The organism is Paenibacillus sp. WC2504, assembly GCF_052682475.1.
Genome location: NZ_JBQZFH010000001.1, coordinates 1,307,501 through 1,330,786, shown reverse-complemented (window position 1 = coordinate 1,330,786; position 23,286 = coordinate 1,307,501). Strand labels below are relative to the sequence as shown.

At 47.9% G+C, this 23,286-nt stretch carries 21 protein-coding genes, 3 tRNA genes and 1 rRNA gene (1 of these 25 running past the window's edge); 5 read left to right on the top strand and 20 right to left on the bottom strand.

All coding sequences use genetic code 11. The annotated features are described in order from the left end of the window. Positions 1-14: 14 nt before the first annotated feature. Positions 15-1,268, top strand: a complete 1,254-nt coding sequence (locus ACUN27_RS06045) for an MFS transporter (protein WP_445558566.1) — start codon at positions 15-17, stop codon at positions 1,266-1,268. Positions 1,269-1,340: 72 nt separating this feature from the next. Here the strand turns inward: ACUN27_RS06045 and ACUN27_RS06040 are convergent, their stop codons facing one another. Continuing rightward, entirely contained in the window at positions 1,341-2,780 is a 1,440-nt protein-coding gene (locus ACUN27_RS06040; protein ID WP_326061682.1) for an NAD-dependent malic enzyme, read from the bottom strand. A gap of 77 nt (positions 2,781-2,857) precedes the next feature. Then, entirely contained in the window at positions 2,858-4,348 is a 1,491-nt protein-coding gene (gene pdxR, locus ACUN27_RS06035; RefSeq protein ID WP_326061683.1) for a MocR-like pyridoxine biosynthesis transcription factor PdxR, read from the bottom strand. A gap of 131 nt (positions 4,349-4,479) precedes the next feature. Between pdxR and ACUN27_RS06030 the strand changes: the two genes are divergently transcribed. Continuing rightward, positions 4,480-5,070, top strand: a complete 591-nt coding sequence (locus ACUN27_RS06030; protein ID WP_326061684.1) for a GNAT family N-acetyltransferase — start codon at positions 4,480-4,482, stop codon at positions 5,068-5,070. Positions 5,071-5,184: 114 nt separating this feature from the next. Continuing rightward, on the top strand, positions 5,185-6,495 hold the full coding sequence (locus ACUN27_RS06025; RefSeq protein WP_315953740.1) for an aminotransferase class I/II-fold pyridoxal phosphate-dependent enzyme: 1,311 nt from the start codon (positions 5,185-5,187) through the stop codon (positions 6,493-6,495). Positions 6,496-6,658: 163 nt separating this feature from the next. On the opposite strand, the gene ACUN27_RS06020 is transcribed toward ACUN27_RS06025, so the two are convergent. The 3 genes from ACUN27_RS06020 to ACUN27_RS06010 form a co-directional block, all read right to left on the bottom strand. Continuing rightward, positions 6,659-7,141, bottom strand: coding sequence for an SRPBCC family protein (locus ACUN27_RS06020; protein WP_315953718.1), 483 nt, complete (start codon positions 7,139-7,141; stop codon positions 6,659-6,661). A 31-nt stretch (positions 7,142-7,172) separates the two neighbouring features. Then, complete coding sequence (locus tag ACUN27_RS06015) at positions 7,173-8,501, bottom strand: DRTGG domain-containing protein (protein ID WP_315953719.1); 1,329 nt, start codon at positions 8,499-8,501, stop codon at positions 7,173-7,175. Positions 8,502-8,630: 129 nt separating this feature from the next. Then, the gene (locus ACUN27_RS06010) at positions 8,631-8,831 is read right to left on the bottom strand and encodes a hypothetical protein (RefSeq protein WP_315953720.1); all 201 of its coding nucleotides are present in this window, start codon (positions 8,829-8,831) and stop codon (positions 8,631-8,633) included. Positions 8,832-9,071: 240 nt separating this feature from the next. Here ACUN27_RS06010 and ACUN27_RS06005 point away from each other — a divergent pair, with 240 nt between their 5' ends. Beyond that, a complete protein-coding gene (locus tag ACUN27_RS06005; RefSeq protein ID WP_315953721.1) occupies positions 9,072-9,479 on the top strand; it encodes a cytochrome-c oxidase in 408 nt (135 codons plus the stop codon). Between the two features lie 509 nt (positions 9,480-9,988). Here the strand turns inward: ACUN27_RS06005 and tatA are convergent. Genes tatA through ACUN27_RS05985 form a run of 4 tightly spaced genes read right to left on the bottom strand, consistent with a single transcriptional unit; the run spans position 9,989 to position 13,548 of the window. Next, on the bottom strand, positions 9,989-10,186 hold the full coding sequence (gene tatA, locus ACUN27_RS06000; RefSeq protein ID WP_127456556.1) for a twin-arginine translocase TatA/TatE family subunit: 198 nt from the start codon (positions 10,184-10,186) through the stop codon (positions 9,989-9,991). A 55-nt stretch (positions 10,187-10,241) separates the two neighbouring features. Next, positions 10,242-10,973, bottom strand: coding sequence for a twin-arginine translocase subunit TatC (gene tatC, locus ACUN27_RS05995; protein ID WP_315953722.1), 732 nt, complete (start codon positions 10,971-10,973; stop codon positions 10,242-10,244). Positions 10,974-11,012: 39 nt separating this feature from the next. Beyond that, positions 11,013-12,734: a GMC family oxidoreductase gene (locus ACUN27_RS05990; protein ID WP_315953723.1), complete on the bottom strand. Its 1,722-nt coding sequence runs from the start codon at positions 12,732-12,734 to the stop codon at positions 11,013-11,015. A gap of 34 nt (positions 12,735-12,768) precedes the next feature. Further along, the gene (locus ACUN27_RS05985; RefSeq protein WP_315953724.1) at positions 12,769-13,548 is read right to left on the bottom strand and encodes a gluconate 2-dehydrogenase subunit 3 family protein; all 780 of its coding nucleotides are present in this window, start codon (positions 13,546-13,548) and stop codon (positions 12,769-12,771) included. Positions 13,549-13,749: 201 nt separating this feature from the next. Here ACUN27_RS05985 and ACUN27_RS05980 point away from each other — a divergent pair, with 201 nt between their 5' ends. Further along, positions 13,750-14,154: a c-type cytochrome gene (locus ACUN27_RS05980; RefSeq protein WP_445558565.1), complete on the top strand. Its 405-nt coding sequence runs from the start codon at positions 13,750-13,752 to the stop codon at positions 14,152-14,154. A 41-nt stretch (positions 14,155-14,195) separates the two neighbouring features. Here ACUN27_RS05980 and ACUN27_RS05975 read toward each other — a convergent pair whose 3' ends face one another. The 11 genes from ACUN27_RS05975 to ACUN27_RS05925 all read right to left on the bottom strand — a co-directional run. Continuing rightward, entirely contained in the window at positions 14,196-15,908 is a 1,713-nt protein-coding gene (locus ACUN27_RS05975) for an adenine deaminase (RefSeq protein ID WP_315953726.1), read from the bottom strand. A gap of 21 nt (positions 15,909-15,929) precedes the next feature. Further along, positions 15,930-16,991, bottom strand: a complete 1,062-nt coding sequence (locus ACUN27_RS05970; RefSeq protein ID WP_315953727.1) for an ABC transporter ATP-binding protein — start codon at positions 16,989-16,991, stop codon at positions 15,930-15,932. Between the two features lie 15 nt (positions 16,992-17,006). Beyond that, a complete protein-coding gene (locus tag ACUN27_RS05965; RefSeq protein ID WP_315953728.1) occupies positions 17,007-17,795 on the bottom strand; it encodes an ABC transporter permease in 789 nt (262 codons plus the stop codon). A 4-nt stretch (positions 17,796-17,799) separates the two neighbouring features. Beyond that, positions 17,800-18,621, bottom strand: a complete 822-nt coding sequence (locus ACUN27_RS05960; RefSeq protein WP_445558564.1) for an ABC transporter permease — start codon at positions 18,619-18,621, stop codon at positions 17,800-17,802. A gap of 27 nt (positions 18,622-18,648) precedes the next feature. After that, positions 18,649-19,581 (bottom strand): nucleoside hydrolase, encoded by a 933-nt coding sequence (locus ACUN27_RS05955; RefSeq protein ID WP_445558563.1) that lies wholly within the window; start codon positions 19,579-19,581, stop codon positions 18,649-18,651. 74 nt (positions 19,582-19,655) lie between these two features. After that, positions 19,656-20,750: an ABC transporter substrate-binding protein gene (locus ACUN27_RS05950; RefSeq protein WP_315953730.1), complete on the bottom strand. Its 1,095-nt coding sequence runs from the start codon at positions 20,748-20,750 to the stop codon at positions 19,656-19,658. Positions 20,751-21,005: 255 nt separating this feature from the next. Continuing rightward, a complete protein-coding gene (locus ACUN27_RS05945) occupies positions 21,006-21,356 on the bottom strand; it encodes a DUF2294 domain-containing protein (RefSeq protein ID WP_127456545.1) in 351 nt (116 codons plus the stop codon). Positions 21,357-21,636: 280 nt separating this feature from the next. After that, a tRNA-Leu gene (locus tag ACUN27_RS05940) sits at positions 21,637-21,718 on the bottom strand. Positions 21,719-21,733: 15 nt separating this feature from the next. After that, positions 21,734-21,805 (bottom strand) — tRNA-Gln (locus ACUN27_RS05935). Between the two features lie 17 nt (positions 21,806-21,822). Continuing rightward, positions 21,823-21,895, bottom strand: a tRNA-His gene (locus tag ACUN27_RS05930). A 143-nt stretch (positions 21,896-22,038) separates the two neighbouring features. Continuing rightward, positions 22,039-23,286 (bottom strand): 23S ribosomal RNA (locus ACUN27_RS05925) (it continues 1,670 nt past the right edge of the window).

The following is a 23,286-nucleotide window of genomic DNA, read 5'->3' as shown; positions in this document are numbered from 1 at the left end:
GAGAGGAGCGCATCATGGCTGCCATAACAACACCATCTCCCGAATCCAGAAGCTTGCAGGGTGCTGGAGATATTAAACCAACTGTTTACCGGATATTGTTTGCCATCGGCCTTGTCCATTTGCTGAATGACTCTATACAATCTGTCATTCCCGCCATCTTCCCCATTTTGAAAAGCGAAATGGGATTAAGTTATGCCCAGGTAGGTTGGGTACAGTTCGCCATCAACTTCACGGCTTCCATCATGCAGCCCGTAGTTGGCTTATACTCGGACCGTAAGCCATCGCCCTATATGCTGCCGATTGGCATGGCATCGACCCTTACCGGGATGCTGCTGTTAGCCTTCGCTCACTCGTATTGGGTCGTGCTGCTGTCTGTTTGCTTTGTGGGGCTTGGCTCCGCTGCGTTCCATCCGGAAGGCTCACGGGTGTCGCATATGGCTGCCGGAGGACGCAAAGGCTTGGCACAGTCCATCTTCCAAGTTGGCGGTAACTTCGGCCAATCCTTGGCGCCGGTCATGACCAAATGGATTTTCATTCCGCTCGGACTCTTCGGCTCCATATGGTTCACAGGCGTTGCTGCAATTGCGATAGCCGTTCAGATGTTTATTGCCCGCTGGTACAAGGCCGAGCTCGCAACAACCCCGGTTAGAGCCAAGTCAGCTGTGAAGCGGACCGTCAATCCCGCGCATCGCAAACGTGTGTTTTTCGCCATCTACGTATTGATTTTCCTTGTATTCGTCCGGTCATGGTACGGGGCTGCAATGAGCGGTTACTTCGCTTTCTTCTTGCATGATACATACGGCTTATCCATCAACCGCGCGCAGGACTTCATCTTCCTGTTCCTTGCCGCCGGCGCTGTAGGTACTTTTTTTGGCGGTCCGATCGCAGACCGGTTCGGTAAGCGCAATGTTATTTTCTTCTCCATGTTAGGCTCAGCGCCATTCGCATTGCTGCTGCCGCATGTTGGGATTACCTGGTCTTATATCTTACTTGTCGTCATCGGCGTCATTCAATTATCCAGCTTCTCCGTTACCGTTGTTTATGCCCAAAGCCTGTTCCCTGGCAAAGTAGGAACCGTATCCGGCCTAATTACCGGGCTCGCCTTCGGACTTGGCGGTATCGGCAGTGTCGTCCTTGGAAATCTCTGTGATGCGATCGGTACGACGCGTGTGATGGAATTATGCGCGTTCCTGCCGCTTCTCGGCATTCTGACCTTCCTTCTCCCTTCTGACCGTAAGTTAAAAGAATGGACGGAGGAACAGAATTAAAACAAAAAACCTTGCTCAGCGAGCTGGAAACAGCTGCTGGAGCAAGGTTTTTTCGGCTTCAATGACTGATTTTTATTCGTGATGGGACTCTTGTGTTTCACGTTGGCTGCGGCGACGAGCCACACCGGATTCAAACGCTGCTTCCATAACCGCCTCGCGCACTTTCTCAACGACAGCATGATTGAATACGCTCGGAATAATGTAATATTCACTCAGCTCATCTTCATTCACTACCGCGGCAATCGCTTTGGCTGCTGCAAGCTTCATTTCTTGCGTGATTCGGGAAGCGCGGCAGTCCAGCACCCCGCGGAAAATACCTGGGAAACAGAGCACGTTATTGATCTGATTCGGATAGTCCGAACGGCCTGTCGCCATAACGCGTACGTAAGGCTCTGCTTCTTCCGGCGTGATTTCCGGTGTCGGGTTCGCCATCGCGAATACGATTGGATCCGTAGCCATTTTCTTCACATCTTCTACCTTCAGAACGCCTGGACCGGATAGGCCGATGAAAATATCAGCGTCTGCAATGACATCGGACAAAGTCCCTTTTAGCTCGAAAGGATTCGTGTTATTCGCATACCAATCCCACATGGAATTTGTATAGCTTTCACCGCGTACGATTGCGCCTTGACGGTCTACACCGATGACGTTCGTGACACCTGCAGCAAGCAGCATTTTCGTGCAGGCAATTCCTGCCGCTCCGATGCCCGTGATGACAACCTTACAAGACTCCAGCTGTTTGCCCACCACTTTAACTGCGTTAAGCAAACCAGCAAGAATAACAACCGCAGTTCCGTGCTGATCGTCATGGAAGACCGGAATGTCCAATTCATTGATCAAACGTTCTTCAATTTCAAAACAACGCGGCGACGAAATATCCTCTAAGTTAATACCGCCGAACGCAGGTGCGATGGCTTTGACAGTACGAATGATTTCCTCTGTATCTTGTGTGTCCAGGCAAATCGGGAAAGCATCAACGCCTGCCATTTGCTTGAAGAGCATAGCTTTACCTTCCATAACTGGCATAGCCGCTTCCGGCCCGATATTGCCGAGTCCGAGGACGGCTGTTCCGTCAGAAACGACGGCAACTGTATTACGCTTGATTGTTAATGAGTGCGCTTTGGATGAATCCTCATGAATCGCCATACAGACACGAGCGACTCCCGGCGTATATACACGGGACAGATCGTCCCGATTTTTAATCGGAATCTTCGGAGTGACTTCAATTTTTCCGCCCAAATGCATAAGGAACGTCTGGTCGGATACGTTAATTAACTTAACACCTGGAATACTTTTCAGTACTTTAACAATGACTTCGGTATGATCCGGATCGCTAACTTGAACGGTAATATCCCGTGTTGTTGTTGTTTTACTGGCTCGCGTCACGTCAACCGCGACGATATCGCCACCGGCATCGCCTATGGCTGTAGCAATTTTCCCAAACGTGACCTGTTCTTTATGTATTTCCAAACGCACAATCACGCTTGTGCCTCCACCATTTAATCCTGCCATTCAGGGATCACTCCTACAATAAAATGATTAATTGACCACATGTTAGATCATAGCATACTCTGTCAACCATGCCAAAATCATATTGTTGATTTTATGACAATTTCTGAAACTTGTCGAAGAGCGGCAACGCCTCGGCGTATGTCCTGCTCCGTGAGATGCGCAAAACCGAAGCATGCCCCGGCCTTCCCCGGGGGGAGGCCGTAGGAACCGGCGTCGCTCCAGGTGACGCCGATCTTACGGCACTCGGCTGCATAAGCGGCATAGGTGCGGGCGTCTCCCCGCCACCAGCCGAACAGATGCAGCCCCGCGTCACTCTCCACCCAGTCGAAGAGGGTGGAGAGCTGCTCCTGCAGCAGCGCTTGCAGGAGCAAGAACTTGCTCGCGTACACCCGCCGCATGCGGCGCAGGTGTCGCTCGTAGCCGCCGCTCGCCATGAAGGCGGCGAGCGAACGCTGTTCGAGCAGCCCCGAAGGGTGCGGCTCGTATAGCCGCTTCGCGGCTACAAAGGCGTCGTGCAGCGCCTCCGGCAGCACGACATATCCGATGCGCAGGTCCTGCAGCATCGTTTTGGAAAAGGTGCCGATGTAGACCACTCGGCCCTCTTGGTCCAGCACCTTGAGCGGCTCGATCGGCCGCCCGCGGTGCCTGAACTCGCTGTCATAGTCGTCTTCGACGATGACAGCGCCTTGCTCCGCCGCCCAGCGCAACAGCTGCTGGCGGCGCTCTAGACCCAGCACCGCCCCCGTAGGGAACTGGCGGCTGGGTGTCACGAACAGCAGCCGTGCGTTCCACGGCTGCGGGATAAGCCCTTGCCCATCCACAGCCGCGTGGATGGGCACTCCGCCGGCCGCCAGCACCGCGCGGCTAGCGCCTTGGTAGCCCGGGCGCTCCAGGATGACGGGATCGCCTTCGTTCACGAGCATCTGGGTCAGCAGCGCGATCGCTTGCATCGACCCGTTAACGATGACGATGCGCTCCGGCGGCGCCTCGATGCCGCGTATTCGCCTCAGGTGCTGTGCGATCGCTTCGCGAAGCGCATAATGCCCCTCGGCGACGTACGCCTCTTCCTGCGGCGACTCCGTCATCCGCCGCACTTGCTCGTACATCCCGCGGTTCCATAGCTCCCGCGGGAATTCATCCAAATGAGGCCGACCCATCACGAACGCAATTTTTTTCCCTTGATCTTGATCTTGATCTTGATCTTGTTCCTTGCCCCGACTCTGCCCACGTCCATCCCGATCCGCCTCACAAACCCGCGCCCCCCAGTCCGAAAGCCGAATATCCTTCCCTTCGAACGGCATCTGCTTCTCCTGTACCCCGTTATATACAACATAAGTCCCTCTGCCCACATCGGCTTGCAAATAACCCTCAGCAATCAGCATATCGTACACTTGATTAACGGTCCCCCGCGATAGCCCATAGAGTGCAGCTAATTCACGGCTTGATGGCAGCTTCGTATCGCGCAGCAGCTTATTCGCCAAAATGTTGTCATGCAGGGCATGATACAAAGCCGCATATTTACTCCCATATTTCGCCTGGTAGGTATAGTACGGTATATAAAAATCCATACTCGCTCCCCTTTGCCTTTCTAAATTGGTCCATAAAAACACAGTTGAATTGGATCTTTTTATTAAACCATTTTTCCATTATGCTTACTAAAATCTCATAAATCCGACTATTTGACAAGGAGCATACGCCCATGAATTTCCAACCAATCATGTTAGAAGGTACCCAAGTTATTCTACTGCCAATGCAGGAATCTCACATTAGCGCTCTAGTGGAGGCGGCGGCTGATCCTGCCATCTTTGCCTACATGACTCCGCTGCTTCACCCTTCAGCCGTTGAACAATTTGTCCGCCAAGCGCTGGATGAGCAAAAAGCCGGCTTGGGCATTCCCTTCAGCGTATATGACAAACACTCCGACAGCTTTGTCGGCAGCACGCGCCTTTTCGACTACTCTGCTGCAAATCGGCACGTCGAGATCGGTCATACATGGTACAATCCACGTGTTTGGCGAACCAGAATCAATACGGAGTGTAAGTATTTGCTGCTGCGGCACTGCTTTGAAACCTTAGACCTCCTGCGTGTGCAGCTTAAAACAGACCTAAGAAACGAGCGCTCCCAAGCGGCAATTACTCGTATAGGCGCCCAGAAAGAAGGCACGCTTCGCCAACATCGTGTGCTGCATGACGGCTATGTGCGGGACACGGTGATGTTCAGTATCATTGCCCACGAATGGGCAGATGTGAAGCTGCGTCTAGAAGGATTTTTAAATCGAGTAAACGTTTAGATCCTAATAAAAATCTATCCAAAAAAATTTATTTCTCGCAGTGACGTTCTCCAGGGAAAGTGGTATAATAACTGCAAAAAATGAATAGCACATTGGAAGGAATGACCCATGCTTATGAATCCTCTGGCACGACAGTTAAACGAGACCCTGGAACGTGAAAATTCTCACGTATTTGACATGCTTTCTGCATTAGGTAAATCGATTTACTTCCCGAAAGAAGGCATTCTTAGCCAATCTGCTGAAGCCAAGGCAAAGGCCAAAAAATACAATGCTACGATTGGCATTGCAATCGAAAACGGTCAGCCGATGCACTTGAAGGTCATTCAAGATACTCTCTCTACCTACGCACCCAAAGATATATATGAATACGCGCCGCCAGCCGGGAAGCCCGAGCTCCGCAGCGCATGGCGCAAAAAAATGCTCGAAGAAAACCCTGAGATCGGCAGCAAACTGATCGGTAACCCGATCGTAACGAATGCGTTGACGCATGGTCTTAGTATTGCAGCCGACCTTTTTGCTGATGTTGGTGACTCCGTTATTATTCCAGACAAAAACTGGGAGAATTACGAGCTCACTTTCGAAATCCGCCGCGGCGCGAAAATTGTGAACTATCCGCTCTACAACGAGGAGCTGAAGTTTAATGCCGCTGGCCTGCGCGAAGCGCTCCTGGCTCAACAATCCAAAGGCAAAGCCATTGTTGTCTTGAACTTCCCAAACAACCCGACAGGCTACACGCCAGGGGCTGAAGAAGGAAATGAAATTGCTGCCGCGATCAAAGATGCAGCTGAAGCTGGAATCAATGTTGTTGTATTGACCGACGATGCCTATTTCGGACTTTTCTTCGAAGGGTCCCTGCATGAGTCCTTGTTCGGTAAATTAGCAGACATTCACCCGCGCGTGCTCGCTGTCAAAATTGACGGTGCTACCAAAGAAGAATACGTCTGGGGCTTCCGCGTTGGTTTTGTCACTTATGCCGGCCAAAGCGAAGCGCTGCTTAGCGCACTAGAACAAAAAACAATGGGAATCATCCGTGCAACGATTTCCAGCGGCCCTCACCCATCGCAAACTTTCGTGCTTCATGCGCTTAACTCCCCGGAGTTTAATCAACAGAAGCAAGAGAAATATGAGATCATGAAAGGCCGTGCTAACCGTACGAAGTCCATTTTGGACTCCGGCAAGTTCGACGATGCATGGGGCTACTACCCATTCAACTCTGGTTACTTCATGTGCCTGAAGCTCAAAACAGTTGATGCCGAGGCTTTGCGCGTCCACTTGCTGGATCAGCATGGTGTGGGTACTATCGCTCTTGGAGCGACTGATCTTCGCGTCGCTTTCTCCTGTATTGAAGAAGGCAGCCTGGAAGAGCTGTTCAACCTCATCTACCAAAGCGTGAAAGAAATCGAAACCGTCTCCGCTAGCAAATAGCCGAAACGAAACAAAGAGGCTGTCTTATAGGGTCTACACCGACCTATGAGCAGCCTCTTTTCTATGCGATTATTATGAAAAATTTTCCACTCAAAACTACTATAGTCCGCTATTTCCTGCGAAAACGGCTTTTCAACCACTCAATGGGAACTAACTTTTCCTATCAACCGACCTGTTTCACCAGCTCACCATACTGCTCGTACCATTTCTTCCACTCATCCATCGGAAATTCGATCGCTTGCCCATCCAGCAGCGCAGACATCATGTCCAGACAAACATGCCAGCCGGCTAAGTCCTTTGGCGTATGGTCCGTCAACGTGCCAATGAATTCTTTTAAAACAAGCAAAGAACCTTTTGATCTTGCCGAAACTTCAAACCGGACACGATCCTTCCCCCACGTGAATTCCAACACGGAAAGCGGCTCATAATCGGTAATCTCCATATCAATCAAAGTACCCGAGCCATCCTTCATATCAAATTTCATATGGCCACCTTTGCGCAGATCATCGGCTTGAAGATTGGTCATCCATTTAACTAGAAGCTCATTATCGGTAAGGGCTGCCCAAACCTCGCTGACAGCATGCCCAAGCGGACGATCGTACTGTGCGATAAACCCGTTATCCTTTTTATTAATCGAAGCAATCATGTGCATGTCCTCCTTATTTTTTAAGCCAATTTTAAAGGATGCGTGCCGTAAACATCGATCTGGCCACCCTGGCTCCATTCGCCGTGATTTCCATATCAATTTTACAGAATCGGCGTGTCATTTCCACAATTGTCGGCACAATTTCAAAGACCTCGTCCATTTGCAGCGGAATCAGAAAATAACAGGATGAGCTATCCAGAATAAGATCGCCCTTCTTATGCTCCTTCACCGTGCGATAAGCTGCACGAATCATAATCGTGGTGAGCACCCCTTCCGATACCAAACCTTCGAAGTTCGTCATTTGAGGCGTAATCGTCCCTCTGAAAGACAACTTGCCTTCGGCATCGCGCACTTCGTCGATCCCTGCATAGATCTGCACCTCGAAAGTCTCTGCGTTCTGGGGCTGCTGCTGCATATGCTGCATTGCTTTCATGACATCTTTGCGGCTAATGACGCCGATCATTTTCCGCTCGTTATCAATAACAGGCAGTAGTTCAATCCCTTCCCATACCATCATGTGCCCTGCTGAAGCGACCGATGTTTTCAAATTAATCATGAGCGGATTCGGCGTCATTAAGCTGCTGATGAGTTGGTTCGGCTTTGCACCCACAATATCCTTGGTAGTAATTATCCCAATGGGCACCTTTTTGCCGTCGATAACCGGGTATCGCGTGTGCATGGTTTTCTCCGCCAGCTTTTGCATATCTTTGACGGTGTCCGTTCCTTCCAGGGAGTAAATCGTGCTGTCTTTGCGCATGATGTCACCGACCATCAGTATCTTCTTCTTAATCAGCCTATCTTCCATCGCGCGATTAATCATCGTAGCCACCGTGAACGTATCAAAAGAACTTCCGATAATCGGCAGATGAAGTTCATCGGCCAGCTCTTTGACTTCAGGCGTCGTATCGAACCCGCCCGTAATCAGCACCCCGGCCCCTTGGCCAAGTGCGCACATATGGGCCTGCACACGATTACCGACAATTAGCAAGTTGCCCGCTTCAATGTATTTCAGCATCGCTTCCAGCTGCATAGCGCCTATTACGAATTTGTTCAGTGACTTATGTATGCCGGTCGATCCTCCAAGCACAACGCCTTCTACTACATTCACGATTTCTGCGAACGTTAGCTTATCGATGACTGGCTCCTCTTTTTTCTCCATACGTATCGTACCAATCCGACGTTTGGTGCTGACTAGTCCGATATTTTCCGCCTCTTTAATGGCCCGATAAGCCGTTCCTTCGCTCACATCCAAATCTTGAGCAATTTGCCGAACAGACAGCTTGGTGCCGACAGGCAAAGATTCAATATATTTCGTAATTTGTTCATGCTTCGTATGCAGCTCCGAATGGCCTGTGCTCATCGTTCACACCTCGCTGAACTGTGCTATAACATTAAAATAAGTATAGTCCATTCAACTGGAAAAAGTAAGCAGATCACCTGATTCTTAAAAAGTCTCCATCAGCCGCAGCACAATATAAAAACCTGCCGATTAACCGGCAGGCTCTGTGTCATAATCAAATCCATAATAAAATGCCAAAGCTACTGGTGACAAGGGATAAAAAGCTGTTTCTCCACATTCCTCGTGTTCTCTTCGTTCCTGCCGATTCGCCATAACTCTCTGGAAGTCATAGGTGCGGTGGCGTGAAACCTTTTTACTCTCGAACTCCATCGAAGATGCCAAGCTGCTCATAACGTTCTCCCCCTTCATCATACCCATCAATGTATTACTACATTAAAGTTATTTACAATATATTATATAAATAATGAAATTATATGTGAAACAATACCAAAAATTTAATTTATTTTATAACAATTCGCCGTCTAATCCCTTTAATAAAATATTTAATCCAATTTGATTCCTCGTGCCTTGTATTTCGTTGTATATAACATACAATAAGTGTGAAGTAAAAATTGGGAGGGGATTCGCTGAATGGCTAAGACTTTTTTGAAAATTGCTGCGATTTACATCACGCTCGCTGTTCTACTCGGAATGTTGATGGGCATTATTCAAGATTTTAGACTGGCCTCGGTCCATGCGCACTTGAATTTGCTAGGTTGGGTATCGATGGCGATCTTCGGTCTCATCTATCACTTCTACCCGCATGCAGCAGAAACGCGCCTTGCAAAGCTTCACTTCTGGTTGCATAATATTGGCTTGCCTCTCATGCAGGGTGGACTCGCGATTGAGATTATCTCCGGCAATTCCGCCATGCTCCCGCTTGTCATTGTCAGCTCCTTGCTTGTCGTTATTGGCATTATCCTCTTTACGATAAACTTGTTCCTGCAGCTTGGAAATACAGCTGTGAAACAAGCGAATAAGAAGGATTTGCCGGGTTAATCCCATGAATAAACAAAACCTCGACCTTCCTTCGCGGAGTGTCGAGGTTTTGTTGCGGGAGATACGTTCAGTTGAGTCACATCATTTGGCACTACAGAGGCAGCGACAACCACAATATCGTCGTACACCTTTACAAGTCCACCACACACCATTTTGCTCGTCTGCCATAACCATCACATACTCATTGAACAGAATAGCATTATAGAACTCAGCGTGGAATTACAGGAAGGTAACGACAATTTAGAACATAAGAAAAACCGTCAGGGATTCTACATCCTCCTGACGGTCCTTTAAGCGAACATCAACATATACAAGGGAACTAGAGTCCCTTATTTGGAGCAAAAAGAGCTGTTTCCTTTCTACGCGGAACTACAGGCTCTTATTTGTCCCCCAGGCCTATTTTTCAGATGATATTGATAAAATAGAGGATCGTAGTTCCCCTACTTCATGAGAAATGTTCCATTTCATCAAAATAAGGGACCATAGTTCCCTCCCTACGACGCACCATCTCAAAAAGGCTTCTTCCCCTCATTTTCAATCAGATGCTCACGTTCGCCCTCATCCATAATATTGCGCGTTGAATTGCGGAACTCCCGAAGCGTATCGCCAAATGCTCTTCCAAGCTGCGGCAATTTGGACGGGCCGAAGACAATTAAAGCAATGGCCAAAATCAAGATTAAACCTGATACACCAATATTGTTAAACATGTGTTTCCTCCTTTTATAAAAACTTTGCTATTTATCAGACTGGTTTGTTTCATCCTCAACTATTGGTCGGACTGCTTTGCCTCATCGCTCTCCACTGCCAGTTGGAAGCCAACGCACTGATCTCAAACAGCAGCAGCAAGGGAACGGTAACCGACAGATGTGAAACCATATCTGGCGGCGAAATGCAGGAACCCGTAATCGTTAAAGCGATGTACGCGTATTTCCTGGACATTTTCAAGCGCTCCGGCGTCAAAAGTCCTATTTTGGTCAGAAATAGAAGAATCACAGGCAGTTCAAACGCGATCGCCATCGGGAAGACGATTTGGAACAGAAACCCAAAATACCGGTCAATGCCATACGTTTCCACCGCACCAATCGTTTGATTCATTCGCATCATAAAGCGAACCATCATGGGGAAGACGACCCAGTAGCTGAACGCTACCCCGATGATGAAAAGCGCAAAAGCCACAGGGATGTAGGGAAGAGCGCTCTTAGACTCCGCTTCTGTCAGCCCTGGCCTGACGAATGCCCACAATTGGTAGAGCATCACCGGCACTGTAAACAATAAAGCGAAGAGAAAAGCGCACTTCATATAAATCATCAGCCCATCTGTAAACGAGAACACATTCCACTTAATCTCACCGATCATAGGCTGCGTTTTCAAATACAGCAAGATGTCACTGGAAAGATACAGCCCTGCGCAGAGCATAACTAGAAACCAAGCAAGAACAATAATCAACCGCTTGCGAACCTCAGTGAGATGCAAAATCAAATCTTCTTGCCCCATCTGATCCCTCCGATCTATAGGGTCCTATCGGCAGCATGTTTAAACGACCATTCCGCCTTGTTTCAAATATTTCGCGATCCCTTCAACGGCTCTATACGCAAGGGCCCCAACGGTACCTGTCGGGTTATACCCGCTGTTATGAGCGAATGCCGATGCTCCGACAACGAATACATTTTCTGCATCCCACATTTGCAAATAGGAATTAACAGCTGAAGTTGAAGGATCCGAGCCCATGATCACACCGCCTGTGTTATGCGTGGACTGGTAAGGCACGATATTATAAGGCCCGAGCTGATCCGATGAACCAATGCTCGTTGGATTCATTTCCTTCATAATTTCAGCGGCTTTACCGCTCACGAATTTGATCATCTGCCGATCCTGTTCTTCAAAATCAAACGTAATTCGCGGCAGCGGGAGCCCATAGGCATCTTTATAAGTAGGATCGAGATCTACATAGTGATGCTTCCAAGGCAAACTTGATCCTTGCGGGGATACAGCCAAAACACTGTTCGCATATTTGAGCGATTTCTGTTTAAAATCTTTCCCCCAAGCAGGCGTGCCTTTCGGAACGGAGTTGGTAGCAATTGGCCGTTGTCCGGTTTGCGATATTCGAATACCGGCTCCATGAAGGAAATTAAGACTACTGTGGTCAAAATTATCTCCATTAAAGTCCGGAATCTCCATCCCAAGCGACCCTGCACCGGCAAATAGATTAAATTCTTTGTCATCAAAAAATCCGGTTGCCGAACCGCCGTTCGTTTGGTAGCAATAATTTTTACCGATTACTCCTTTACCGGAGGCTGGATCATATGGTTTACCCAATTTGGACGTCAGCAGGAGCTTAATGTTGTTGAACACATAGCTGGCCATGATCACCACATCAGCAGGCTGCTCGAACTGTTCTCCTGTAACCGTGTTGACGTACACAACGCCGCTAGCTTTTTTGCCGTCATTTAACACTTGAATCACATTCGAGTAAGAGCGCAATTCAAAGTTACCCGACTTCAGAGCAACAGGCAGCACTGTGACTACAGCATCCGCTTTGGCTCCATACTCACAGCCGAAACGCTCGCAATATCCGCAATACTGGCATGCTGCTCTGGTGATCCCGTCCGGATTCGTATATTGTTCAGACAGATTCGCAGACGGCATCATATAGGGGTGATAACCCAATTTTTTCGTCGCATCCTCGAACAATTTCAGAATCGGCGTTTTCACCATGGCCTTGGTTGGAAAAGGATTCGAACGCTTGCCCACCATCGGATTCTGATCCGGGTCCCCGGAGATGCCAGCCAGCTTTTCAAATTTATCGAAATAAGGTTCTAATTGGTCATATGTAATGCCCCAGTCCTGGATGGTCATTCCCTCTGGTATTTTCTGCTTCCCGTACCTCTCGACCGTTTTGCTATAGATTTCAAAATCGTACGGAAGAAACCGGTACGTTTGTCCATTCCAGTGAATGCTCGACCCGCCAAGCCCTTCACCCAGCAAAAAGGAGCCATATTCTCGCATAGGGACTGCCGCTACTTTATCCGTATTACGGAACGTCACCGTTTCTTTGGATAGATCCTGCATCAGATCGTATCTGGAGGCGTATCGCAGCTCGTCATGTACCATGTAGTAATCCTTGGTGTCTCTTGGCTTTCCGCGCTCCAAACCAACCACCTTGACTCCTTGCTTGGACAGCTCGGCAGCAATGATGCCCCCGACCCATCCCATTCCAACAATAACTACCGGAACTTTTGGCATTTTAGTAGCCATGTGCTTTATTCCCTTCCCTCATTGGATTTCACACTTAATGAACAAAATGATCATGCAAGCTCCGCGGTTCCATAACAGCGAATTGATCCTTGTCCATGATATTGGTATAGCTCATTTGGTTGCCTGGATATTTCCGCATCTTCCAACCCTGCATATCCTTATTCCCCCCATATAGCGGGTCTGAATACACGCCCTCCATCACGAGCACACGGAATTGGTTGAAAAAGGTTTTACCCGTTACGCCATTTACCACATTAATTTCGCCTTTTTCCATCGAAGTCAGGATCGCATCCTGTTCCTCAGGAGCCAGCTCCACGAAGGATTTGGTATATTTCGACTTGCTCGTTTCCTCCATGCTCTGCAGGCCCATCGTAATCAACTCGTGGCGTTGAATACTTAAGTAGTCGCCTTGCGTTGCTTCCCCTTTAACAAAGGGACCCGTCCGATACGTGCGGGCATTCACTCCCCATGGGCTTGCCAACTGATGATCGATGTAAAAGGCAACCCCTAACTCCGTCGCCCCCGGACCACTTTCATCTTTGGGGAAAATGCGTTCAGCCGCAGCTTCCGTTATTTGCAGCTGAGCCTGATTGAAAAACATAGGCGCTCTATTGTAGTCCATTCCGGCTTGAGCTTGCGGGGATGCCGATGGAGATGGCGAAGGGGTTGGCGTCGTGGACTTTTTGGTAAATCCACCGGAAATCGCACTGCCAATCACTCCTCCGACCACCACTCCACCAATGGCGGTGCCGGTATATTTCAGGAAACTGCGTCGCGACTGGTCAGGAGAATTTTCCACATTTTTCTCAGCCATTTGATTGCCTCCTTGGAATTTTATGAACAATAGGTTAGTTATGGTAGTTATGGATATCATGAGCTCAGATCCGTTATCTTATTCATTTTTGAATGAAAAATTGGCAATTCGGGAATTGTAAATTTACAGTCATTATGCAGATTTTGCATGCAACAAGTGGCTGTCTTGCACTTGAACCTATGTATATGAGGAGAAGTTCACATGAAGAAAACGTTATTAGTCCTCTCTCTACTGCTCGCCAGTTCTTTAGCTGCTTGCGGTAAGAGCGAAACAAAACCAAGCCCTGCCGCCTCTGCAAGCCCATCTGTGTCAGCTAGCCCATCTGTGTCAGCTAGCCCATCTGTGTCAGCTAGCCCGTCCGCGAGCACAGGGACTACAACGAAGGTTGAAGCATCCGCTGTGTTCAAAGCCAACTGTGTTAGCTGCCATGGCGTCAACTTGGAAGGTGCCGTAGGACCTAATCTTCAAAAAGTAGGCAGCAAACTGTCTAAGGATCAAGTTGCTTCCACAGTAACAAACGGGAAAGGCGCAATGCCTAGCTTCAAAGGCAAGTTATCTGATGATGAAATTTCATCTCTCGCTACTTGGCTTGCCGACAAGAAATAAACACAAAAAATCCCGCCTCATTATGAGTGCGGGATTTTATATTAAGTAGAGACGATTAATGGGACAACTTTACCGCTGTTCACGTCGATTAGACCATGGTCGGTAATCTTCAAAGCAGGACTTACAGGTAGAGAATGCGTGCTGATCGACATAATAGGATTATAATGACAGTAGCCTAACGATTCCATCGCTTTACGCAGCTGTTCTACTTCCTTAGCTACTTGCTCAAGTGGGGCTTCCGTTAAAATACCGCCGACAGGCAGCTTAAGAGAAGCGATGACCTTACCGTCTTCTACGACGCTAAAGCCCCCCTGGTTGTGAATCACTTCATTCGCCGCGATGATCATATCCTGAGGATTGTGACCGACAACAAGTAAGTTATGATTGTCGTGGGAGTACGTCGTCGCCACAGCTCCTCGTTTAATCGTATCGCCGCCAATTAAACCATAAGCGCGATTTCCGTTTTTACCATAGCGTTCAAAAGTAGCAATAAGTCCTTTACCGCTATCCTGCCACATGAGTTCACCAGAACTAACTTGAACCTCAGTATGATGCTCCTCTGTAAAGGTAGATCCGTTTTTCACCATCATGACACGGCAGTCATAAGAACCGTCTTCTACGTCTACGTTGACTGAGAAATCCGCTTCTGCTAACGGCGACATCTGGACGCTTCGATAATAATGCGGCGGAAAAGCAGGTGCGTTCGTAACTGACGTATAAGCCTCTCGAACATCATAAACCTTGCGTCCGTGCTTGAACACTTGGTCAATTGTCAGAAGCTCCAGATCAGAAATCAACTGAAAATCGCCGACTTTGCCCGGTGCAATAACACCGCGATCATACATCCGCATTCTTTTAGCTGGAGAAAGGGTACTGGCATAAATCGCATGCTCAGGCTTCATGCCCATCTCGATCGCTTTACGCACAATGTGATTCAAGTGACCGCGCCGCTCGAAGGAGTCCGCCATGACATCGTCGGTAACAAAGCAAAAGTGCTCCGACACTTCATGCTCGATCAAATAATCCATCACTTCAGGTGTCATTGATTTCTCTTGAATTTCAATGAACATGCCCGCAGCGATCCTGGCTTCCATCCCCTCAATCGTCTGATGCGTGTGATCGGAATCGACTCCGCTGTATATCATCTTATGCAAGTCCAAATCCAGCAGTTTCGGCACATGCCCCTCAATAATAAGGTGAGGATAGTGTTTGCGAATATGATTGATAATCTGATTTGTTTTACAGTCCGGATCGGTTATGACATCCACGAAATTCATAATTTCACCTAAGCAGATAATCCGCTCCGTCCGCAGCAGTTCATCCATATCCTCGATTTCAATCGAACCGCCGGACGTTTCCATCGATGTGGCAGGAACCGAACTTGGAAGGGCATAGAACATGTCCGCTACACAATTCTGGCTCGCTTTGATGAATTCTTTGACCCCGTCAAGTCCGAAAACATTAGCAATTTCATGCGGCTCCGGAACAATCGTCGTCACACCGTTGCGAATAAGGCCGTAGGAGAACGTCTCCGGTGTAACCATTGTGCTTTCGATGTGCAGATGGATGTCGATGAGCCCTGGAATCATGTAGCGCCCTTGCCCGTCCAGACGTTCGGCAGCAGCAAAGCTTTCCGTACCTTTATTACCGATATATAGAAACTTGCCATTCAGAATGGCTGCATTACCTTCAATGAATGTTTTAAAATAGCTATTATAAATCTTTACATTTTCGATCAGTAAATCAACCTGCATATGCCTTTACCTCCAAGTACACTACTCTACTAGAACCAATTTCTCGCTTGGAAAATGAAGCCGAACCTCTTGACCGCTCGGATACGGGAATTCCATTTCTTTATTGACCGTAATGTCTCCGAGCATCGTCTGAACGACGTATTGATAGCTTCTACCTAAGAAGGTGCTCACTTTCACACGTCCTGTCACTACATTGGGACCTTCCTCGATCTCTCCCGGCATACCTAGAAGGACATCATCTGGACGAATAGCGCCTTGCATCCCGACCTGCTCTCCCTTACTGGCATGTTTGGTTACAGTGAACATATGATCTTTCACTTTCAGAGCAATCACTTCATTTTCATCATATCTGGTGTCAAAGGTGATAAAATTCGTGAAACCAATAAAACGAGCTACGAACTCCGTTTTGGGATATTTGAAAATAGTTGCCGGAGCGCCCAGCTGCTCAATAATGCCTTTATTCATAATGGCCACCTGATCTGAAATAGAGAAGCACTCTTCCTGATCATGGGATACATAGACGGTAGTAATACCAAGCTCCTGTTGAATACGGCGAATCTCCACACGCATATTGATGCGCAGATTAGCGTCCAGATTGCTAAGGGGCTCGTCGAAAAGCAGCAGCTCAGGTTCGATGACTAACGCCCGGGCAATGGCCACCCGCTGTCTTTGACCGCCTGAAAGTTCTTTCGGATAACGCTTCTCGAAGCCGGACAAGCTGACCGTTTCCAGAATTTTGCGAACACGCCGATCAAGCTCCGCTCCGCTTACCTTCCGAAGACGAAGACCGAAGGCCACATTATCGTAAATGGACAAGTGAGGGAACAGCGCATAACTCTGGAAAACGAAGCCGAAGTTACGCTTGCTGACGGGAATGCGCGTATAGTCCTTCCCATTTAAAGCGAATTTGCCTGATTTAGCTTCCAGAAAGCCGGCGATAAGCCGCAAGGTCGTCGTTTTCCCGCATCCGCTTGGACCGAGAAGCGATATTAAATTTCCTTTTTCTACACTTAAATTGAAGTCCTTCAAAATATATTGCTGGTCGTAGGCAACCGAAATATTTTCCAAAGTAAGCAATGCCATGGATGAAAGCCTCCGTTATCGTTTGGTGAAGTAGGATAAACCCATCAACCGTTCAATGATGAACATAAGTACCGCAGTTAAAATCATTAGTAAAACAGAAATAGCAGCAATCGTAGGGTCAAAATGGTTCTCCACGTACGTCAGCATCTGAATAGGCAGCGTGCTGATGCCAGGACCCGTCATAAAGACCGAGATGTCGACATTATTAAAAGATTCCAAAAACGCGATCAGAACAGCTGCAATAATACCTGATTTAATGTTAGGCAATACCACTTTAAAGAAAGTTTTCAGCCGTCCGGCGCCAAGACTTAAAGCAGCTTCCTCTACCGCGAAATCGAAGTTCGATAAGCTTGATGCAACGACGCGGATAATGAAAGGAAGCATGATCACCGTATGCCCAATCAGCAGAGCTGCATAGATCGGAAGGTTATACGTGACGATAAGATACCTCAGCATCGTAAAACCAAGGACGATACCGGGAATCAGTACAGGGGAAATAAAAACGGCATTCAGCGCCTCTTTCCCTTTAAACATAAACCGGCTCAACGCGTACGCCGCTGGAATTCCAAGCAGCAAAGCAAACAAATTACCGATCAGAGATACAATAATAGAGGTGCCCGCGGTCGTCATGAACATCTTAACTTCCCAAATGTTGCGGTACCATTTCAACGAAAATCCTGTCGGTGGGAATTTCAGTACACTCCCTGGCTCAAATGAAGCAAATGCTATAATAACGAGCGGCCCGAGCAAGAAAATATAGACAAGAAGGGTGAAAAACGCCAGCCCTCGATTCTTTTCCCGCATACTTCTACCCCTTCGGATTTAATTTAGTCGCCAGTTTATTCATAAGCGCGATGACGACGAAGGTGATCACGATCATAATCACGGCTATGACGGAGGCTAGATGCCAGTCGTTAAGCGTAATCGCATTCTGATAAAGGAAAGTGGAGATAACCCGCTGTTTGCCACCGAGCAAAGCAGGCGTTGTATATGCCGTCAAACTGCCGACAAAAACAAGAATACTTCCTATGATTAATCCGGGAACGCTGAGTGGGACAATGACCTTCACGAAGGCTTTAAATCGGTTAGCTCCCAAGCTCTCCGCTGCTTTGATCAGATCCGGATCTATATTCTCAAGAACACCGACCAACGTAATAAGGATGAGCGGTAAAAACAAATGGATGAGACCGATCATCATGGCCGCCGGCGTGTACAAAATATCCAGTGGTTCCTTAATGAGACCGATCGCGATAAGGGCGTTGTTGAGTAAACCTTTTTTACCTAAAATAATCATCCAGCTGAACGACCTAACGACAGAGCTTGTCAGCAGTGGAAAAATGGCCAGCGCAAGCAAAATTGCCTTCTGTCTCGGTCCTTGTTTGGATATAAAATAGGCTACCGGGAACCCCATGATGATACAGAGAATCGTGGTTACCAAGCTGACACGCAGCGTCGTCCACACAATTTTGAGAAAGTAGGGGTCTTTGAAAAAATTTAAATACCCTGCAAAGGTAAATGTTCCTTTATCGAAAAAGGTCGAACCTATCGTAAGAAGGATCGGAACTACCATGAAAACCGTCAGGAATAATACGCCTGGCAGCAATAGTAATAATAAGTACGTTTTTTTCATGCAGCTATACTCCTGTTCCTTGGTTCGCTATGAACGTAGCGTGCGGATAAAAAGTTCGAGAAATTCGTCAGCCGCAACCCCGGTGCATACGTGCACGTTGGCCGCTTTGGACAAGCGATTCTGGAAATCGCATACCGTTTGCCCATCGCATAGCTCACTTTTGGTTTCTACATCGACGTAGTACTCGCGGGTAGTGACCAGCTGTTTATTTAGAGCTACTCCGACAGCAAGAGGATCATGTAGCGCACAAGCTCTAACACCATTGCGTTCATAGTAACGCTCCATATATTCCGCAGTGCTCTCCTTCACATATCGGGCTATCGGCGAGTCTCCGAGTGCACGGATATGGTCATCTGTCAGCAGCGCTTTCCTTGTTACGTCCAACCCGACAAGCGTCAGGTTTGGAAAACCTGCCTGGAATACAATTTTAGCCGCTTCTGGATCGACGTACATGTTGAACTCCGCTGTAGGCGTCACATTGCCGAACCCTTGGACAACACCGCCCATCACAACCACTTCTTTCACCTGATGAACCAGCTCAGGATACTTCATAACCGCCAAAGCTAGATTCGTCAGTGGAGCCGTCATGACCAAAGTGACCTCTCCCGCATGCTGTTTCACTTGATCCACGATGAAATCAACTGCATGCCCGTCCGCAGCCTCTACATGAAGCGGCATGTCAAGTAATGCCCCGCCAAGCCCATCCTTACCATGGACGCGGTGCTCAAAAAAAGTTGGGCGCATCAAAGGTTTATTCGCGCCTTGAACGACACGAATCTCATGCTCTTTCTCCAGTAATTGGAGAATTTTGCATGTATTCTTGGTCGCTTGCTCCAGCGATACGTTTCCATTCACCGTAGTGATGCCTAGTACGTCCATTTCTCCGCTTCGTACAGCAAGCAGGATGCCTAACGCATCATCGATCCCTGTATCCACGTCGAGGATGACTTTCTTTTTCATAACCAAGCCCCCTTCAGGTCCTTTTAAGAAAACAAAGGTATACACACAAGCATATACCCTTGTCCAATTTTATATTATTGAGCAACTTCCTTGTTCCAACGGTCAATCCACGATTTAAGATGCTCATTCACGAATTTCATATCCATTTTAATCAGTTTGTTTACAACATCTGCGCCATACGTAATCCCCTGCGCTTCATCAGCTGAGAGTTGCAACGTCGTGTTTACTGGTGAATCCACTTTTGCTTTTGCAGATTTCTCTTGTACTTCTTTGCTCAAATGCCAGTTGATGAAATCTTCCGCTAGCTGCTTATTTTTGCTTCCTTTAATAACGTTGACCGTGTTCATTACGGCATATGCCCCTTCTTTCGGGGAAATGAACTTCGTATCCGGTACAGCAGCTTTCAAATCCTTCACATACATCTCCATGATCGGACCTGCAGCAATTTCTCCTTGCGCGAACATATTAACGAATTCAGAAGTTTGTCCATAGTACTTGACGACTCCTTTATTCAACTCCTTCACCTTGGTGAAAGCTTGATCCTCGTTGAATTTTGCATTACCGGAAACCAGTGACGCTGCATCCAGCACCATTGGACCTGTCGTAGACGTAATGTTTGGCAGCGTCAGCTTCTTGGAGAGCTCAGGGCTCCACAGATCGCTCCACGACGTGATCTCTTTACCGACTGCTTTCGGATTATAGGCAATTCCGAATCGGCCAACGGTATAGGCAGGACCGTAGTCTTCACCAAGCGGTGCTTTCGCAATATCGTAGATATCTTTTAAATTCGGAATACGGCTGCGGTCGATTTTTTCAAAAAGTCCTGCATCAATTCCTTGCTGTGCATAGTAGTCGGATAAATAGATAAGATCCACTTTTGAACTGCCTTGTTTCACTTTGTTTAAACGCTCGGAGTTATTGCCGATTTCCAAAACAATCTTCACATTATGCTCTTTCTCAAAAGGCGCATAGACTTCTTTCTTAAAGAAATCATCGGAAAAGCCCCAAGTGGAAATAACCAATTGTGTAGGTTCCCCTGATGCTCCAGCAGGTGAAGCTGTTGCGGCCCCCGTATTCCCCTGATCTTTCGCAGGCGCGGTACCGCATCCCGTCAAAGCCAGTCCTACTACCGATAAAGAAATCAAACCTCGAAGCATTTTTTGTTTCATCGTTAACATCCTCCCAATATTATATATATAATTTGTAGCGCAAATCCCTTTGTTAAATTTTTACTAGTATTCTACACGGGCTCACAAATATATGCCGCGCTCTTGCTAAGACCTAAAAAAATAGAAAAGTGCCCTTGATAGAAGATATCTTCTAACAAGAGCACTTTTCATCGTAAACAATGGAAAGAGACATCAAGTGATATACAAGCGGGTATGCCCTTAAGATAGATCAAAAGAGATACACCGTGGTCTAGACTATTTAGTTGGTTTAAGAATAATGTTCGTGATGGCCCATTGCGTCGGTGGATCATAGTCTCTTAACACCGCATCCATGGACAACCCTAGTTCTTGCTCCAGCTTTTCCCGGATTCTCTTCTTGTAAATGGAGGACATGTAAAAATCGACCTCGTGTTTAAGTGTAGGAGCCTCTCCTTCTAAAGCCGTTGAACGGGGCGACCGACGATGCTTGGCATGAAACGTAATGATATTCTGATCCAAGGAAACCTTCAGCAAGGTTGTACCAAAACCGAATAATTCTTTGGATATCTCGTTATACAGGTGACACAGCTTCTTCTTGTATTCATTCGAATCATCCGGTACGGACATTAAATCACCTTCAAGAGGAATAATTGATCTGTATTTTTTCGAGCTATACTAATAATACATAGGATTCCTTAATTAATCAAGGTTATTGTTCGTGATTTTATATGGAATTTAACGTAATTCGACCTAATCACTTGTAAAATATCCGTTTTTCCGAATGTCGTCCCTTAAAGTGATAGTCTCAATTAGCAGCAATTGGATATAGGAGGTTTCTTGTTATTTGGTGACTCTGTTATAAAACAAAAAAACCTTACATTTGTAAGGTTTTCTCGTAAAACTGGGATGCGGTCGGAGGGATTTGAACCCTCACGCCTTGTGAGCGCCACCCCCTCAAGATGGTGTGTCTGCCGTTCCACCACGACCGCTTAAAGGAAGATAAACTGGGGATCTAGGATTCGAACCTAGGCATGACGGAGTCAAAGTCCGTTGCCTTACCGCTTGGCTAATCCCCAACAAGATAAGGGAAAAGGGCGACCGATGGGACTTGAACCCACGAATGCTGGATCCACAAACCAGTGCGTTAACCCCTTCGCCACGATCGCCACAGTAGGGATTTATTCCCTGAAGACTAGATACGAAACTTGCGTAAAGTTGAATGCTTAGGTTTTGCCCTAGATATTAGATCTTTTGGGCCCCGTTAAAGTACTTGAGTCCACTTCGGAGCTCTTCATCACTTTAATGGGATTAGGTTAAGCCCTCGACCGATTAGTATTCGTCAGCTGCATACGTTGCCGCACTTCCACCTCGAACCTATCAACCTCGTCGTCTACAAGGGGTCTTACATACTGGGAAATCTCATCTTGAGGGGGGCTTCGCGCTTAGATGCTTTCAGCGCTTATCCCCTCCGTACATAGCTACCCAGCGGTGCCTCTGGCGAGACAACTGGTACACCAGCGGTACGTCCATCCCGGTCCTCTCGTACTAAGGACAGCTCCTCTCAAATTTCCTACGCCCGCGACAGATAGGGACCGAACTGTCTCACGACGTTCTGAACCCAGCTCGCGTACCGCTTTAATGGGCGAACAGCCCAACCCTTGGGACCTACTTCAGCCCCAGGATGCGATGAGCCGACATCGAGGTGCCAAACCTCCCCGTCGATGTGGACTCTTGGGGGAGATAAGCCTGTTATCCCCAGGGTAGCTTTTATCCGTTGAGCGATGGCCCTTCCATTCGGTACCACCGGATCACTAAGTCCGACTTTCGTCCCTGCTCGACTTGTAGGTCTCGCAGTCAAGCTCCCTTATGCCTTTGCACTCTGCGAATGATTTCCAACCATTCTGAGGGAACCTTTAAACGCCTCCGTTACATTTTAGGAGGCGACCGCCCCAGTCAAACTGCCCACCTGACACTGTCCCCATACCGGATCACGGTACCAGGTTAGAACTCCGATACGATCAGGGTGGTATCCCAACGGCGCCTCCACCCAAGCTGGCGCTCAGGCTTCAAAGGCTCCCACCTATCCTGTACAGATCGTACCAAAGTCCAATATCAAGCTGCAGTAAAGCTCCATGGGGTCTTTCCGTCTTGTCGCGGGTAACCTGCATCTTCACAGGTATTAAAATTTCACCGGATCTCTCGTTGAGACAGCGCCCAAGTCGTTACGCCATTCGTGCGGGTCAGAATTTACCTGACAAGGAATTTCGCTACCTTAGGACCGTTATAGTTACGGCCGCCGTTTACTGGGGCTTCAATTCATAGCTTCGGGTTGCCCCTAACCACTCCTCTTAACCTTCCAGCACCGGGCAGGCGTCAGCCCGTATACTTCGCCTTGCGGCTTCGCACAGACCTGTGTTTTTGCTAAACAGTCGCTTGGGCCTTTTCACTGCGGCCCCCTCGGGCTATTCACCCTACCGAGGCACCCCTTCTCCCGAAGTTACGGGGTCATTTTGCCGAGTTCCTTAACGAGAGTTCTTCCGCGCGCCTTAGAATTCTC

Coding starts and splice junctions, on each gene's coding strand:
- pdxR (WP_326061683.1), bottom strand. CDS start 4,348: ATGGATTTTTATATACCGTACTATACCTACCAGGCGAAATATGGGAGT.
- ACUN27_RS05955 (WP_445558563.1), bottom strand. CDS start 19,581: ATGAAAAAGAAAGTCATCCTCGACGTGGATACAGGGATCGATGATGCG.
- ACUN27_RS05990 (WP_315953723.1), bottom strand. CDS start 12,734: ATGGCTACTAAAATGCCAAAAGTTCCGGTAGTTATTGTTGGAATGGGA.
- ACUN27_RS06045 (WP_445558566.1), top strand. CDS start 15: ATGGCTGCCATAACAACACCATCTCCCGAATCCAGAAGCTTGCAGGGT.
- tatC (WP_315953722.1), bottom strand. CDS start 10,973: ATGGGGCAAGAAGATTTGATTTTGCATCTCACTGAGGTTCGCAAGCGG.
- ACUN27_RS05965 (WP_315953728.1), bottom strand. CDS start 17,795: ATGCGGGAAAAGAATCGAGGGCTGGCGTTTTTCACCCTTCTTGTCTAT.
- ACUN27_RS05985 (WP_315953724.1), bottom strand. CDS start 13,548: ATGGCTGAGAAAAATGTGGAAAATTCTCCTGACCAGTCGCGACGCAGT.
- ACUN27_RS06010 (WP_315953720.1), bottom strand. CDS start 8,831: ATGAGCAGCTTGGCATCTTCGATGGAGTTCGAGAGTAAAAAGGTTTCA.
- ACUN27_RS06030 (WP_326061684.1), top strand. CDS start 4,480: ATGAATTTCCAACCAATCATGTTAGAAGGTACCCAAGTTATTCTACTG.
- ACUN27_RS06005 (WP_315953721.1), top strand. CDS start 9,072: ATGGCTAAGACTTTTTTGAAAATTGCTGCGATTTACATCACGCTCGCT.
- ACUN27_RS06040 (WP_326061682.1), bottom strand. CDS start 2,780: ATGGCAGGATTAAATGGTGGAGGCACAAGCGTGATTGTGCGTTTGGAA.
- ACUN27_RS06025 (WP_315953740.1), top strand. CDS start 5,185: ATGAATCCTCTGGCACGACAGTTAAACGAGACCCTGGAACGTGAAAAT.
- ACUN27_RS05945 (WP_127456545.1), bottom strand. CDS start 21,356: ATGTCCGTACCGGATGATTCGAATGAATACAAGAAGAAGCTGTGTCAC.
- ACUN27_RS05975 (WP_315953726.1), bottom strand. CDS start 15,908: ATGCAGGTTGATTTACTGATCGAAAATGTAAAGATTTATAATAGCTAT.
- ACUN27_RS06015 (WP_315953719.1), bottom strand. CDS start 8,501: ATGAGCACAGGCCATTCGGAGCTGCATACGAAGCATGAACAAATTACG.
- ACUN27_RS05960 (WP_445558564.1), bottom strand. CDS start 18,621: ATGAAAAAAACGTACTTATTATTACTATTGCTGCCAGGCGTATTATTC.
- ACUN27_RS05950 (WP_315953730.1), bottom strand. CDS start 20,750: ATGAAACAAAAAATGCTTCGAGGTTTGATTTCTTTATCGGTAGTAGGA.
- tatA (WP_127456556.1), bottom strand. CDS start 10,186: ATGTTTAACAATATTGGTGTATCAGGTTTAATCTTGATTTTGGCCATT.
- ACUN27_RS06020 (WP_315953718.1), bottom strand. CDS start 7,141: ATGATTGCTTCGATTAATAAAAAGGATAACGGGTTTATCGCACAGTAC.
- ACUN27_RS05980 (WP_445558565.1), top strand. CDS start 13,750: ATGAAGAAAACGTTATTAGTCCTCTCTCTACTGCTCGCCAGTTCTTTA.
- ACUN27_RS05970 (WP_315953727.1), bottom strand. CDS start 16,991: ATGGCATTGCTTACTTTGGAAAATATTTCGGTTGCCTACGACCAGCAA.